The 15,797-nt window shown below is 68.9% G+C and carries 4 protein-coding genes; 1 reads left to right on the top strand and 3 read right to left on the bottom strand.

Features of this window, described 5'->3' with window-relative positions; all coding sequences use genetic code 11:
* On the top strand, positions 1 to 11,451 hold an 11,451-nt coding region (locus GD429_RS39115), incomplete at its 5' end, for an LWXIA domain-containing protein (protein ID WP_152865451.1).
* Between the two features lie 42 nt (positions 11,452 to 11,493).
* Here the strand turns inward: GD429_RS39115 and asnB are convergent.
* From asnB to sctT, 3 genes are all read right to left on the bottom strand, one after another.
* Complete coding sequence (gene asnB / locus GD429_RS39120; RefSeq protein ID WP_152865453.1) at positions 11,494 to 13,461, bottom strand: asparagine synthase (glutamine-hydrolyzing); 1,968 nt, start codon at positions 13,459 to 13,461, stop codon at positions 11,494 to 11,496.
* A gap of 280 nt (positions 13,462 to 13,741) precedes the next feature.
* Positions 13,742 to 14,773 carry an EscU/YscU/HrcU family type III secretion system export apparatus switch protein gene (locus tag GD429_RS39130; RefSeq protein WP_152865456.1) on the bottom strand — a complete coding sequence of 344 codons (1,032 nt, stop codon included), beginning with the start codon at positions 14,771 to 14,773 and terminating at the stop codon, positions 13,742 to 13,744.
* A gap of 18 nt (positions 14,774 to 14,791) precedes the next feature.
* Positions 14,792 to 15,601: a type III secretion system export apparatus subunit SctT gene (gene sctT / locus GD429_RS39135; RefSeq protein ID WP_152865458.1), complete on the bottom strand. Its 810-nt coding sequence runs from the start codon at positions 15,599 to 15,601 to the stop codon at positions 14,792 to 14,794.
* Between the last annotated feature and the right edge of the window lie 196 nt (positions 15,602 to 15,797).

Genomic DNA, 15,797 nt, shown 5'->3' on the forward strand with positions numbered 1-15,797 from the left:
ATTCCCGTCAATGCGTCGCCGTTCACCGATCCGTCGAAGCCGACCAACGCGGAGATCACCGACGCAACATCGCTGATGCAGCGCATGGCGGCGCAATATACTGCGCCGCCACCCGACATCACCGTCGAGAACAAGATGACGAGCGCGGTGCGGCAGGTGATCCAGGACGCCCAGACGAAATACGACGACGCGTCGAAATCGCTGCAGGGCGCGCAAAACATGCTGCACGTGGTCAACCGCGATCCCGAATCGACGCCCGATGCCCGCAAGGCCGCGCAGGCCGATTACGCGAAAGCGCGCACGGCGGCCGACACCGCGCAGCGCGAGCTCAACGTGACGACCGACGCCGGCTACATGATCCTGTATCGCGAACAGGCCGACGCGGATATGCCGTCGGGCATCCAGATCGACGACGACGGCAACGTGACGAACCCGGGCGACGCGCAGAATGCGGCCAACCAGAAGCTCAAGACGCTGCAGGCCACGTTTCCCGAACACGCGAACGACCCGAAGTGGGTGCCGAAGCCGGGTGACTGCAAGACCCCGGCGCAATCGAAGCTTTACGACGACTGGCGAAGCGCCGACGCGCACGCGGCCGCCGGTACCGCGAAATACTTTTCGGGTCTGTCGAACGCGTATCTCGCGCGCACGCAGCTTCAGTCGTATCTCGTCGATCCCGGCTACAAGGAGGCGCTCGACGCAGGCATCGGCCGGCTGAACACCGAGCTGGAGAAGCAGGATCGTCAGGTGAACCTGCCCGACGCGCCCGATTCGCCGGACGCCGCGCAAAAGGCCGTCACGGCCGCGGCGAAATCGGCGAACTACACGAACGCGGCAGTCGCCGCAGCCAACGACAGCATCGCGCTCGCGCAGGCGCAACAGAAATTCGACGTGGTCGCCGGCAGGCAGGGCACCGTGATCGTCGCGCCGAATTCGGTACCGGACGCCAACGCCGCGCTCAAGCGCGCGCAGACGGCGGCAAGCACAAGCGGCGGCTATCTGCAGATGCTGGCCGCGCAGCAGCAGGTCGACCACGCACAGGACAACTGCACGGCCGCCCAGCAGGCATCCGACAAGTGGCACAAGGACAACCCGCAGCAGCCGCACCGGCCGCCCGTCGACGCGAAGGTCGATCTCGATCTCGGCGCCGCGTACGCGAAGCTCTACGAGGCGAAGCAGCAGGCGAGCATCGCGCACGACGGCTTCGTCGCCGCGTACGGCGCGACGCTCGCGCAACAGTACGACGATCAGGCGTCGAAGATCAGCGCGCAGGTGAAGGCGCAGCAGCCGCTGCTGAAGCCGTTTTTCCAGCAGCCGCCGCAGTTGACGTCGACCGTCGCGCAGCCGGCCCCCGCATCGTCGCCGTCGACAGCCGCCGGCGTCGTACCGAGCACGAGCCCGTTGCTGCCCACGGCCTTCGCGCCCCCTGCGCCGGCAGGCAAGAATGCCGCGTCGCCGCCGACGATTCTGCCGCTGACCGACCCGTCGCGGTCGCCGACGCCGTTGCCGGCCGCGCCGAGCGGCCCCACGCAGCTCGATGCGACGCGCCTGCAGGTGGTCGCCGGCGCACTGCGGATGGCCAGCAACCGGCTGTCGGACGACGTCAATTCGCGTGCAGCCGATGTCGCACTGAAGAACGCGCAGGACGACGTCGATCAAGCAAAGAGCGCACTCGCAGCCAAGCAGAAGCAGTACGACGAATGGGCCGCCGCCAACCCGGCGCCGGTGCGGCTGCGCACCTTGCCGGACGGCGACGTGATGCCGGCGCCGTCGTATCGCCCGAACCTGTACCAATCCGAACTGAACGACGCGCGGGCCGCCGTCACGAAGGCGGAGAACGCCGTTTCGCAACTGAAGCTGCTGAGCGACACGTCGCGCCAGCAGGTGCTGCTCGATCGGTTCGACGCGGGCCTCGACGAGCGGCTGCGCTATGTCGACGAAAAGTCCGACGCCGCGGACGACTACAAGAAGGCGATGCACGACTTCTACGAAGCGCATCGCACCGAGATGTCGAACGCGATGCTCGACGCGGCAAGCCTGAACACGCAGAACGGCGGCACGATCGCGTTCGGCTCGCTCGGCGACAACCAGCAGCGCAACCTGATCGGCATCGCGCTCGGGCAACAGCCGGACGTGCCGGCCGACGCGTCGTCGCAATCCGTATCGGCCGCCGACGATTCGGTCGCGCGCTTCGTCGACAAGGACAAGCTGTCGGCGATCAATGCCGTGCGCGACAAGCTGCTGTCGGTCGGCGGCGGCAAGGACACGCAGATCAGCGTGCTGCCGATGGTGTATGCCGCGAAGGAGACCGGCACGACGACGAGCGCGCTGTTCAAGGTAACGGACAAGGACGGCAACACGCACTACATCGACGAATCGGCCGGCAACTACGACAGCATCAACGACTATCTCGACAGCAACCAGCTGTCGTCGGACGGCACCGTCGACATCCTGACCGGCCACAACGCGGACGGCTCGCAGCAGGTCGTGTCGAAAGCCGCGCACCACGACAGTCCGTTCGACTCCGCGCTGAATTTCTTCACGGGCACCGGCGTCAACATGGGGATGCTGCTCGGCGGGATGGCGCTCGAGGTGATCGGCACGGCGCTCGACGGCACGGTGATCGGCGCGGCGATCGGCGTGCCGCTGAACCTCATCGGCGCGGGGATGACCTACACGGCGATCGGTTCGGCGATGACGAAGGCGGGCCTCGATCTCGCCAACCGCTTCGAGCACGACCAGAGCATCAGCCCGTTCGACGCCGGCGCCCGCGCCGACTACATCAACCTCGTGCCAATGGCTGCCGGCGGCGCCGCGAAACTCGCAGGCACGAAGCTGTTCGAACGCGCGGTCACGACGAAGGTCGCATCGGTAATCGCCAAGGGTGCGGGGCGCACGGCGTTCGTGACCGGCGTCGCCGGCGCAGGCGAGGCGTTCGTCGAATCCGGCGTCGACCTGTTGCACGGCAATACGAAGGCGGCTGGCGAAGCGTTCGAGTCCGGCGTCATCAATACCGCGCTGATGGGTGCGGGCGTCGCGAAGCAACGCGCGGTCACGGGCATCCGCACCCGCACCGGCCGGCCGATTGCCGCGCACACGACGGATGGCAACGTCGTCAAGGTCGATGACCAGACGATCGGGCGAATCCTGAACAAGGACGGCGCCGCATCGCTGTCGGCCGGCCGCACGCGCGCGACGCTCGACGGCGAGGCCGTGAAGGTCGCGCCCAACGGCGTACTGATGGTCGGCGACAAGATGCTGACCTACGAAGACCAGCCGATCCGCGTGCTCGACAAGACGTCGGCCAAGCAGATGCCGCCCGGCAAGTCGGTGGTGCTTGGCCAGGACGGCACGCTGTCCGTCGTGTCGGCGTCACCGAAGGCCTGGTCCCACGGCACGCGGGTCGACAGCGTGACGGACACCGGCGAGCGCATGACGTTCGGCCCGGACGGCGCCATCGGAACGACGTCGAACATCGTCGCGAAGTCGCGGCTCGACAGGCTGGACGAAGTCATCGACCAGGGCAAGGACCTGCACCACCAGTTGCGTGACGCCGCGGCGAGGGAGTCGCGTCGCGTCCGGCAGGCCGCCGCCGAAGGCGAAAGCGCGAATGCGGCCCACGATGCCCACAGTACGCAGCGCACGAGCGAGGCGCGCGCGCAGGCCGACCGGCAGCACGACGACGTCGACGCGGACCGCACGACGGCCACCCGCAGCGCCGCTGCGCGCGCCGCCGATATCGACGAACCGGCCGGCGCCGGCACGCGCACGAAGCCGGACGGCACGCCGCCGCGCGTCAATGTACGGGTCGTCGACCTGACGGACGAAGCGCCCGCCACGCGGCCGGCGACATCCGACCCGGCCGGCATCGCGGTGCCGCGCGGGCCGAGCGTCGAGCCGATGCAGGCCGGCGAGCGCACGATCTATCTCGTGCGTAACGGGGCGAACCGCGATCCGGGCGCGCCCGCCCCGCGTCCGCAGGATCTCGACGAGCCCGTGATCGTCGTCGCCGGCGAGCACGACGCGGCACTCGCGCCCGAGCTGGCGAACCGCTGGCAGAAACCCGTCTATGCGGCAGCACCCGACGCATTCGGCGCCGATGGACAGTTGCGCGCCGATGCGCGGGTGCTGCGCTTCGATCCGGAGCCGGAAACGGTGGCGACGGAAAGCGGCCCTTCCGCGGCCGCCGCGGCCGAAGAAGCACCGCCGGCATCGTCGCGCCCCGCGGCTCCCGACGAAACGGTGATCGTGCTCGCCGGCAAGCGCGCCCCGAACGAGCCGGCGGTGCCGCGCACGGTCGCGACGCCCGAACCTGTCACCGCGCACGACGGCATATTCAGCGCGCCGAACCGCGTGCTCGTGGTGGTCAAACCGGACCACCCCGCCGTTGCCGAAGCAGCGGCCAAACCCGCGGCGGATCGCGGGACGGCCGCCGCCTCCCGGGGCGACGAGACGACCGCCGAAGCCGCGGGCGGCAAGACCGTCCGCACGCATGCCGGTGACGAACGCCCGCCGGTGCCAACCGCCGATCCGGAGCACGCCGCGGCCGCGGAAACGCCCGGCACCGCGACGCCCGATTACGCCACTCCGCATCCCGGCTGGATCACGCGGATGCAGATGCGTCTGGGCGGCGCACCGCTGCCGGAAGCCGTACAGGCGCTCGCGATGCAGTCGGGCACGCTCGCGACGCAGTTGCGCATGCTGCAGGACGCCGGCTGGCGCGTGACGATCGGCAAACGCGGCCGCGGCAGCCACGTCGATACGCGCAAGCGCCGCGTGACGATCGACGGCGGCCTCCGCGATGCCGGCAGCATCACGTACGTGCTCGCACGCGAATCGCGCAAGGCCGTCGAGGCGATGGCCGGCGTGCTGGACCACGACTCCGGGCAGCGCGGCGGCTTCACGCGCAAGGCGCTCGAGGCCGAGGCACGCGCGCAGATCAGCGCGTTCGAGGCCCGCTACGAAATCAAGCTGACAAGCGGCACCGACATTGCCGCGCACCTCGCTCAACCGGACGCAATCGCGCGCGAAGGCGCGAACTGGCGCCGACGGTCGCACGACTATGCAGGCACGGTCGACCGGCTGGCGAGCACGCTGGGCGGCGTGCATACGTCGGGCGCGGACGGCGCGACCTATCGCGCGTTCTACAACGACGCCTGGTCGCGCCAGAAGGGGCGCGGCGGCATGCCGCGCCGGATGCCCGCGCCGCGGATGGACGAAACCGGCACCGCACCGCGCGGCGTCGCCCGCTTCGATGCGCGCGTCGCCTGGAGTCGCGCGCATGCCGAGATCGCGTCGCCGTACCGCGCGGGCGAGCGCCCCGATGCCGCCGAGCTTGCCGCCGCGCGCACGCGTCATTTCACGATCGACCCCGGGCGCCGCGTGGTCGTGCTGCACGCCGACACGCGCGCGGACGGCACCTTGCTCGTCGACGGCCAGCCGGTCAGCGCGCACGAATACATGCTCGAGATGGCGCCGCCGTTCGTGGTGCCGGAAGGCTATGCGATCGTGCTCGCCGCGAAGCACGACGGCGCCGCGCATGCGGCGCGGCTCGCGAACCTGTGGCAACGGCCCGTGTTTGCCGCACCCGCGGAGGCGGTCGGTGCGCACGGCGCGCTGCTCGATACCGGCACATTCCATCGCCTCGATCCGGCGCCCGCCGCGCCGCACGATCTCGGCCCGCTGAACGCGGACCCGCTCGGCGTCTATGCGCACGGCGACCGCGACGCGCGTATCGACATCGCGCACGAAGCCGGCGAACTGCTCGGCGCCGGCGGCGAAAAAACCGTATTCGCACTCGGCGACGACGCCGCGCTCGGCATCTACGATCGCCACGCACACCCGGAATCCGGTCACGTGCGCGCGGCGGTCGACGAACGGCTCGCGCTCGACGATCTGCGTTCGTACGGATTGCAAACGGTCACGATGAGCGGCCCGTTCTCGGTGCTCGGCCGCGTCGGCGTGCTGTACCGCCCGCTCGGCGTCCTGCATACGCACACGATGGCCGCGACCGGCACGCTGCCACGCGTCGTCACGCGGGCCGCGCTGGAACACGTCCGGAAGATTCGCACGGTCGTCGAACGCGAAGGCCTCGCGTTCGACCTTCAGGGCATCTTTACGCGCAAGGGCGACTTCCTGCTGAGCGATCCCGGCCCGGTCTCGCGCGACCCGATCGAACACCTGACGACGCTCGAGAAACTCACCGAACTCGAACGGCTGCTCACGCACGGCCTCGAACAGGGCGATATCGCCGTCGCGCGCCCGGTCATCGCCGACACGCTGCCGCCCGATGCGTTCGTTCAGAAGCCGTCCGTCATCACGCGGATCCGGGTGCGGTTCGGCGGCGCGCCGCTGTCGAAGGAAGCGCTCGCGCTCGTCGACCGCTCGACGCTGCTGAGCGGACAGATCGCGCAGGCGCAGGCTGCCGGCTGGAAGGTCGTGGTCGGCCGGCCCGGGCGCGGCAGCCGAATCGATACGGACAAGCAGCGCATCGTGCTCGACGGCCGGCTGCGCCACACCGGTACGCTCGTGTATGCGCTCGCGCACGAAGCACAGCATGCGGTCGAAGCGATCGCCGGACGCCTGCTCGACCACGCGTCGACCGATACGCCGGTCGACCGCGCGCTGATGGCCGAAGCGCGTGCGCAGGCGAACGCGTTCGCGGTGCGCCGCGAGCTCATCGACGACATGGGCATCGACATCTCGAAGGATGTCCTCCTGCCCGACGCGATCGCGCGCGAAGCCGACCGCGTGATGCCCGGCGACGAAGCCGGCCTGCGCCGGCTCGCGGACGCGTTCGGCGACGCCGAACCGTCGGTGCCCGGCTACGCGACCTATCGCGACTACTACGCGAGCCAGATCGCACACATGCAAGCCGGCGGCGTGCCGCGCGAAATGGCAGCCCCGGCGTCGCTGCCGCAGCATCGGCCGGCGCGCGGGCTCGCCGCCCGCAAGGCCGCCAAGCGCGAACAGCGCGCGCTCGATCTGCTCGCGACGCACGGCAAGCGCGACCTGATCCGCATCGACGGCGACCAGCTCGACAGCATCGATGCGATGAAGGCAGCGTTCGGCACCGACGCGCACATGCTGATCGCACTGCGCACCGACCGCCCCGCCGACCGGCTCGATGCGATCCATCCGCAGCCCGAATTCATCGCGAGCTTCCAGACGAACGCACACGGCAAGTTCGTCGACAAAGAGGCCGCATCGGCCGATATCGATCCGAACCTGTTGCAGCACGCCTTTCTTGCACTGAAGGACAAAGGCGCCGCGGGCCGCGGGAATTACGATTACTACGTGTCGCCCGTCACGCTCGCCGAGTTGCGCAAGTTCGGCGGCGCCGCACGGATCAACGCGTACTTCGGCGAACGCCGCGCATGGGATGTCGAGCCGTCGGACACGGGGGTCGACGCGGAGGTCGTCGAAAACGTGAACAAGCTCGATGGCGCGCCGCGCTTCCTGCGACCGAAACCGGCGGCACGACACGATCCCGGCGCGGGGACGACGGTCTATGCGGTCGAACGCAAGACCGGCACGGTGCTCGGCTACGCGACGCGCGATGGCGCCGGGAAATGGACATACGTCGAAACGACGTCGCTCGGCGATGCCACGATCGAATCGCGCGACCTCGCCGTCGCGTTCCGGCGTCGCTTCCGCGTATTGCCCGGCGGGCGCCGCGGCGTGCATTTCGTCGTCGCGAAGGTCGCGCACGACGTCGTCGAAAGCTATGGCGGCTTCGCGCCGGCCAAGATGCGCCGCCCGCTCGACAACCCGAAGATACCGTGGTCGAAGCCGGACGCGTATGTCCAGCGCACGCTCGGATGGACGCGCCCGTCGCTGCGGCACGAGAACCGCGCGGCAGCGGATGCGGGCGTGCCGCACCTGCTGCCGACGACCGCGGACAGCGCGCTCGACTTCAACGCGCAGCACGCGAGCGAACTGTTCACCGCGCTCGAGATGGGCAAAATCCCCGACGGTCACTACGTGTACGTGTACGACCACGAAGGCACGGTCACCGATGTGCTGACCGGGTCGCTGACCGGCCTCATCGCGGTGGAGAACGGCACGGTGCGCTGGTACGACGACGTCGGCCAGTTCCGCGATCCGGACAACCCCGGCCTGCCGCTGGAGCGGGCGACGATCGGCCGCGGGCCGTATGGCGGCAATCAGCATTTCCTGCTTTCGAGGCTCGCCCCCGACGTGTTCGAGCCGCGTGCCGCCGCGCTCAAGGCGGCCGCGCTGCAAGCCGCGCAGCCGGCGGCGGCGGCCGCGCCGCCCGCTGCGAGCCAAAGCGGCAAAGGCACGCAAGCGGGCAACGGCGGCAAGGCCGGCCGAAAAGGTCGCAAAGGCAGGCATGCCGCGCGCGGCGCCCAGCGAACGCAGCCGGCCGCCGTCGCACCGGCCAGGCCGCCCGCCGCGCCGCCCCCGAAACCGATCGCGCTCGAACCGTTCCAGCCGGCGTACGTATCGGGCACGATCGTCGAATCGGTCACGCGCTTCGGCAACGCGAAGATCGCCGATTTCGCGTCGACGCTCGAGCGCCTCACCGAATGGGGCAAGCGCGACGTGGGGCGCAAGGAAGGCAACGGCCTCACGTTCACCGACCCGCCGAAGGCCATCCTCGCCGATGCCGTACTGGCGAAGAAGATCTTCGGGACGCTGCACATGTGGCGCGAGGCATCGAGCCTGCACCCGCACGGCGCTTTCACCCGCGCCCCCGCGCAGCGCAATCTGTTCATGCGGGGTGCGCAGTGGATCGGCGCGGCGCGCAGCACGGACAGAAAGCTGATCAGGCGATACGTGACGCTGGCCATGCGGGCCAAGCTGACCGATCTCGCCGACCGCTTCGTCCCGATGTCGCGCTCGTTCTCGCTGCGCGACGATCCCGAGCAGATGAAGCGCTACATCAAGCGGTATGGCGGCGCACTACCGGCCGTCGCGCTGCAGGTCGATCCGTATTCGCTCGCCGCCGCGATGGGCGCCCTGCAGGATCCGGGGTTCATCCAGCGCGCCAAACGCTTCGGCGATCCGTCCGGCGCGCGTTACGACGACGATACGGCGACGCTCACGCGTACGGACGCCGACGGCACGCAGCACACGCTCGAACTCGACGATCTCGCCCACTTGCACAAGTGGCTCACGGCGGCCTCGGAATACGGCTTCCTGCTGCGCATCGAAGCTGCACCGTCGCGGCCCCGTGTGTCGCTGGAAGACGGCCATGCGATGGCCGGCACGAACAACGGCTACGCGGAAATGCGGCGCATCGGCGAGGCGCTCGAAACATGGGCGGCGCAGAACGGCGGCAAACCCTCACCGCTCGTGCTGCTGACCTTCCACGGTTCGGACGCCGTGCTCGAGCCTGTGCCGGGCGAAGGCCACGTCGCATTGCTCGACGCAATCCTGGACCGCAAGCAGCTCGACTGGGTGCATCTCGGCCTGTCGTGGGGCACGCACGGCGACGACTTCATCGCGAATGCGGATCTGACGCGCGCCCTGGCGGCGAAGATCGCCGACTATCAGAAGAATGCGCCCGAAAAATTCGCGAGACTGCACGGAGGCGATGCGCTGACGCGCGTGTTCGAACCGGTCGGCGCGCAGGATTTCGCGAACCAGCAGCGATTCCTGTTCTCGGAAATCGAGCGCATCGCGAAAAAGGCGCACAAGATGTCCGACGCCGAGATCGCGGAATTACGCGACGCGCTGTACGAAGGCAACACGTCGACGCTGCTGAATCAGGCACGCCGGGCGACGAACGAGACGGCGCAAACGCGATGGAACAGCAAGGCGCCCCACAACCGGCTCGCGAAGCGGGCTCATGAGGCCGGCAAGAAATGGCTCGACAGCCATCGCGACGGCGTTCCCGAGCGACCGTCGCTTGCATCGATATCGGCGGCCGACAGCCGCGTGTACTGGAAGAACGTCACCGGCCAGAAAGCGCTGCAGTATGACGCGTCGCTACCGATCGGCGCCGCGCGCAAGGCCATCGCGCAGCCCGAAATGCCGAGCGCCACGATGGACGAGGCCAGCGCACGGCTCAACGCGCTGCGCGTGCACCGACTGTCGAAAGACCCGTCCGACATGCGCAAGGCGAAGATCGCGAGCGGGGCCGTCCTCGGCACGTCCGGCCTGATCGGCCTGGGCGTTGCGGTCCACTGGCTGGACACGACCGCGCTGGGTAACACGGCGTCGTCGTTTCTGCTCGCGTCGCGGCTCGGACGCGTGTTCCAGGTGATGCATCAGGGCGCGATCCGCAGCCTGCAGTCGGGCGATCCGAAGGCCGCGGTGGCGGCCATCACGCACCTCGGCGCCACGCTCGCCCGTCAATTCAACTCGACGACGCACGACTACGGCGAACATCGGCTTCGCCAGCTCGAGGCCGCGGTGCGCCACGCGCAAGCGAAGGCGACGCAATACGTCGAGCAATACCGGCACGGGACGATGAGCTTCGACGATGCCAAAACGAACATCACGGCGCTCGCCGACGACGTGCTCACGCAAATGCAGGGATTCGTCGGCGGCACGTCGCTTCAGCAGCTGCACGCGGGCAATCCGCGCAGCCTGCTGGGTATCACGGGGCGCGCGGGCACGGCGGTCGCGTCGGTTGCGGCGGTCGCGAGCGGCATTCTCAAGATCGCCGAAGCGCACGGCGCGCATGCCTGGTTCGACGTCACGGCCGGCTCGACAGCCATCGTCGGCGGCGTGCTCGGCACCGCCTACGCCGGTGCGTCGCTCCTGATGGTGTCGCGGCGCGTGAACGCGGACAAACGCAGCCGTGTCGTGCGCCTGCTCGATTCGACGGGCGACTTCGCGTCGGTCGCGCTCGGTGGATTCACGACCGCGTCCCAATTGGGCAAGGGCCAATACGATCTTGCGTTCGCGACCGGCTCCATGACCGCGCTGCTGCTCGCCGGCCGGCTCAATACGCACTTCCCGAACGCGACGCCTTTCGTCAAGAAGATCCCGACCGCGGTGGTCATGATTCCGGTCGCCGCATTCGGCTACAAGTTCGTCATCGGCATCGCGCCCGTGATCGGGGGCGTGTTCAACTGGATTTTCGGCGGCGGATCGTCGCAGTCGAACGTCGCGCCGGGCGCATCGCCAAGTGCTTCGCCAAGTGCGTCACCGAGTGCGTCGCCAAGCGCCTCGCCGTCGCCTTCGGCGAGCGCCTCGCCGTCGCAGCCGCAACCGTCGCAAGGCACGCCATCGAACCCGCCGTCGCCGTCGAACGCCCCGCAGCCCTACATCGTCGTCGACGGCGATTCGCTGTGGGTGATCGCAAGCCGGAATCGCCAGTCGCTGCTCGACGCCGCGCACGTGTCGCGCGCCGATCAGCAGGCGATGACGCCCGGCGAACAGGATGCGCGCGCGCTGAACGAAATCCTGCAGCTCAATCCGTCGGCGGCGCGCGATCCCGGTCAACTGGCGATCGGCACGCCGTTAGTCGTCGGATGACGGTCGGCCCGCGCACCATGGACGGCGGGCGTGACGATTCCGTCACCCCGCCCGCTGCGCCTCCAGCCACGCCTGGAACATCAGCACCGTCCACAACGGGTGCTGCCAGTTCATCCGGCCCGTCTGGTGCTGCCGCCACAGGCGCTCGACCGCGGCCGCGTCGAAGAAACCCTCCTCGCGCAACCGCGACGGCCGCAGCAGCGCCTCGGCCCAGTCGCGCAGCGAGCCGCGCAGCCAGTGATCGACGGGCGCGCAGAAGCCCTGCTTCGGCCGGTCGATCAACGCGGACGGCACGTACTGGTCGAGCAGCCGGCGCAGCAGCGCCTTCGACTGCCCTTCCGGCAAGCGCACCGACGCCGGCACGCGCCACGCGAATTCGACGACGTGATGGTCGAGGAACGGCATGCGCGTCTCGAGGCTCACGGCCATCGCCGCGCGGTCGACCTTCGCGAGAATGTCGGTCGGCAAATACGTGAGCGTATCGATCGCCATCGCCTGCTCGGCGAAGCTCAGGTGCGCGGGCCACGCGGACACCGTGTCGAGCGGCGTCGGCGGCTCCTGCCCCGACAGTGCGATGCGCTCGGGATGATGCACCGACGACATCAGCAGCCGGTACAGGCCGATGCGGCTCTCGGCCGTCATCACGTGGCCGAGCTTGTGCAGGCGGTCGCCGATGCGCGACGCCGATTCGCGCGCCTCCACGCCGCCCCACGCGCCCTGCGCGACGGCCGCGAGCTGGTCCGCGTGATCGGGCCGCAACGCATGCAGCGCGGCGGCGATCCGCGCGCGCACGGCTGCCGGCACGCGATGCAGCTTGCGCCACAGGCGCGGCGTCAGGAAGTAGCGCGTATAGCCGCCGAACAGCTCGTCGCCGCCGTCGCCGGACAGGCTCACCTTCACATGCCGGCGCGTCAGCTCCGACACGAGAAAGGTCGGGATCTGCGATGCATCGGCGAACGGCTCGTCGTAGATCGACGGCAGCTTCGGCACGACGCCGAGCGCATGGTCGGCGGTCACGTAAAGCTCGGTATGCCGCGTGCCGAGATGGCGCGCGACGGCCTTCGCGTAACCGGCTTCGTCGTAGCCGGCTTCATGGAAGCCGATCGTAAACGTGTCGACCGGCGTCGCCGATTGCGCCTGCATCAGCGCGACGATCGCCGACGAATCGACGCCGCCCGACAGGAACGCGCCGAGCGGCACGTCGGCTTCCATCTGCCGCGCGACGGCCTGGCGCAGGATCGCGTCGAGCTGGCCGACGGCCTCGTCGGCACTGCCCTCGAACGGCTGCTCGCGGCCGCTTTCGATCGCCTGTTCGAGCGTCCAGTACGCGCGCACGCGCGGCGTGTCGCGCGCATGCTCGAACTGGATGTAGGTGCCGGGCGGCAGCTTGCGGATGCCGCGATAGATCGTGTACGGCGCGGGCACGCTCGACTGGCGCAGATACAGGCACAGCGCGTCGCGGTCGACCGTGCCGTCGAAACCCGGATAACCGCGCAGCGCCTTCAGCTCCGACGCGAACACGAGTGCGTCGCCGATCCGGCCGTAGTAGAGCGGCTTCTCGCCGATCCGGTCGCGCGCGAGCGTCAGCACCCGCGACTCGCGATTCCACAGCGCGAACGCGAACATGCCGGTCGCGCGCCGCAGCGTCGCCTCGACACCCCACGCGACGATCGCCGCGATCAGTACCTCGCTGTCGGAGTGGCCGCGCCACGCCGGTGCGCGACCCGCGCGCTCGAGCTCCGCGCGCAGTTCGCGATGGTTGTAGATTTCGCCGTTGAAGACCATGACGTAGCGGCCGCACGCGGATGCCATCGGCTGTCGGCCATGCACCGACAGGTCGACGATCGCAAGCCGCCGGTGGCCGAGTGCGATGCCGGCTTCCGGGTCGACCCAGATGCCCTGCCCGTCCGGCCCGCGATGCGCGAGGCTCGCCGTCATTCGCGCGAGCGTGCCGCGCGCTGTCTCCTCATCGCAGGCGACGCTATTCAGAAAGCCGTCGATTCCGCACATTTGATTTGTCTGCCCCTGTTGACCTGTTCCGTCACGCATGGCGCAACCTCGCGGCCCGCCGTCAGGCGTGACGATCGAGCCATCTTACGAAGAAATAAATCAGCAATAATTCACCGATGAATTCCGGCCACGACCGGAAAAAAAATGACGTCAAGCGCCACGCGCGCATGATCGCGCAAAGGGCCATATCGAAACGGAACGGAGGGTCGCGCAGGCACGTGGGCCGAGCAAAAAGGGGGCAGCATGCCGCCACACCTGTCGCGGCCCGCCGCGGCGTACGTCAAGTCGCGCCGGTCGCCCATTTCAGCAACTGCGCGACCTCGCGGAAATGCTGCTGCTGGATCGTGCCGTTCTCGGGTGTCGTCTCGTACAGCGCCTGCGCGAGCCCGACGTTCGCGAGCGTCGGGCGCAGCGCGTCGCGCGCGTGCCGCACGATCCGCTCGGCCGCCTCGCCTTCGCCGCGCGCGAGCACCCACGGCAGCGTGCCGATCCCGCCGTAATAGAGCGCGACCGCGACGCGCGGCGAATAGACGACCACCGACGCGAACCCGATCCGGTCGGGCAGCGACGCGAACTGCGCTTCGCGCGCAAGCTGCCGGCGCTTCGCCTCGATGTGCGGATCGCCCTCGTCCTCCTTGTGCTCGCGCCGCACTTCGTCGATCGACATCTTCATCTTCTGGTTGAACTCGTGGCGCTGATGCACGATGTCGATCAGCGCCATCACGATGTAGATCAGCGCGGCCCAGCCGAACAGCATCATCAGCAGCTTCACGATCAGCGCGAGGATCGACATCGGCCGCGTGAAACCCGATTGCACCGACGGGTCGAGCGACTCGACGATCAGCCAGCCGAGCGTTGCGGCGAGCAGCACCGTCTTCAGCAGCATCTTCGCGAGATTGACGAGGTTGCGCATCGACCACATGTTCTTCAGCCCTTCGGCCGGATTGAGCCGCGACAGTTGCGGCACGAGGCGGCTCCACGCCATCACGCCGCCGACCTGCACGAAGCCCGCGAGCAGGCCGGCCAGCAGCCCGGCCGCGACGATCTGCGCGGACAGCGTCGCCCAGTCGCGCGCGGCGCCGTCGATCAGCACCGCGATCCGCGCGGACGGGTCGGCCGCGCCGGTCGCGTCGAACACGAGCCGGAACAATGCCTGCAGCCGCGCGAACAGCGCGCCGATGCCCACCGCGAGCGCGACGCATACGCCGACGAAGAACGCCGACGAAATCGTTTCCGCGCTCTTCGGCACATCGCCTTTCTCGCGCGCCTCGCGCAGGCGCTTCTCGGTCGGCTTCTGGTCCTTTTCGGCCATGTCGGCTCCGTCGCGCGCTCACGCGCCGCCGTGCGCGGCGAACAGCGCGCGCAGCAGCGCCATCAGCCCGCTGTCGGGGCTCAGCAGCGAATGCAGCGACGCGTACACCACCGGCAGGAACAGCACCATCATCAGCAGCGCGAGCGCGCTCTTCAGCGGCTGCGAGAACACGAAGATGTTGAGCTGCGGCACCGCGCGCCCGACGAGGCCGATGCCGAGCTCGACAAGCACCAGCACGATCGTCACCGGCGCGGCGAGCTTCACCATCCATTCGAAGATCGTATCGGTCTGCCGCACGACGAAGGTCTGCAGCATCGACGAGAAATCCGGGCCGAGCGAGCCGATCGGCCACCACGCGTACGACTGCGCGAACAGTTGCACGAGCACCTGCAGGCCGCCGGCCGTGACGAACAGCGCGATCGCGACGAAATTGAGGAAGCCCGACGTCGGGCCGCCCTCGTGCCCGCCCATCGGATCGAAGAACGCGGCGCTGCCGCTGCCGGTCTGGAAGTCGATCAGGTAGCCGACGCCCTGGATCGCGAACAGCACCGCGCTGAACGCGCCCGCGAGCAGCATGCCGACCACCGCCTCCTTCGCGACGAGCAGGCACCACATCAGGAACGGCAGCGCGGCCACCTGCGCGGCGTCGATCGCCGGCGCGACGAACGCGGCGATCACGACGGCGATCCCGTTGCGCACGAGCCCCGTGATGATCTGCTCGTTGAATACCGGCACGACGAACATGATCGGCAACAGGCGCGGCATCACGTAGAGCAGCGGCCGCAGCGTACCCGCGACGTCGTTGAAACCCGCGGCCTGGTCTAGCATCGGCGCTCCGCGGCGGCGGCGGGCGGCGCGGGGTCGTCGGCCGGGGCTGCCTGAGTTGCCTGAGTTGCCTGAGTTGCTTGAGTTGCTTGAGTTGCTTGAGTTGCTTGAGTTGCTTGAGTTGCTTGAGTTGCTTGAGTTGCTTGAGTTGCTTGAGTTGCTTGAGTTGCTTGAGTTGCTTGAGTTGCTTGAGTTGCTT

The organism is Burkholderia sp. BE17, assembly GCF_009362305.1.
GTDB classification, from domain to species: domain Bacteria; phylum Pseudomonadota; class Gammaproteobacteria; order Burkholderiales; family Burkholderiaceae; genus Burkholderia; species Burkholderia pyrrocinia_C.

Bases quoted from the DNA above. Each gene is read 5' to 3' on its own strand.
- sctT (WP_152865458.1), bottom strand. From the start codon at position 15,601: ATGCTAGACCAGGCCGCGGGTTTCAACGACGTCGCGGGTACGCTGCGG.
- GD429_RS39130 (WP_152865456.1), bottom strand. From the start codon at position 14,773: ATGGCCGAAAAGGACCAGAAGCCGACCGAGAAGCGCCTGCGCGAGGCG.
- asnB (WP_152865453.1), bottom strand. From the start codon at position 13,461: ATGTGCGGAATCGACGGCTTTCTGAATAGCGTCGCCTGCGATGAGGAG.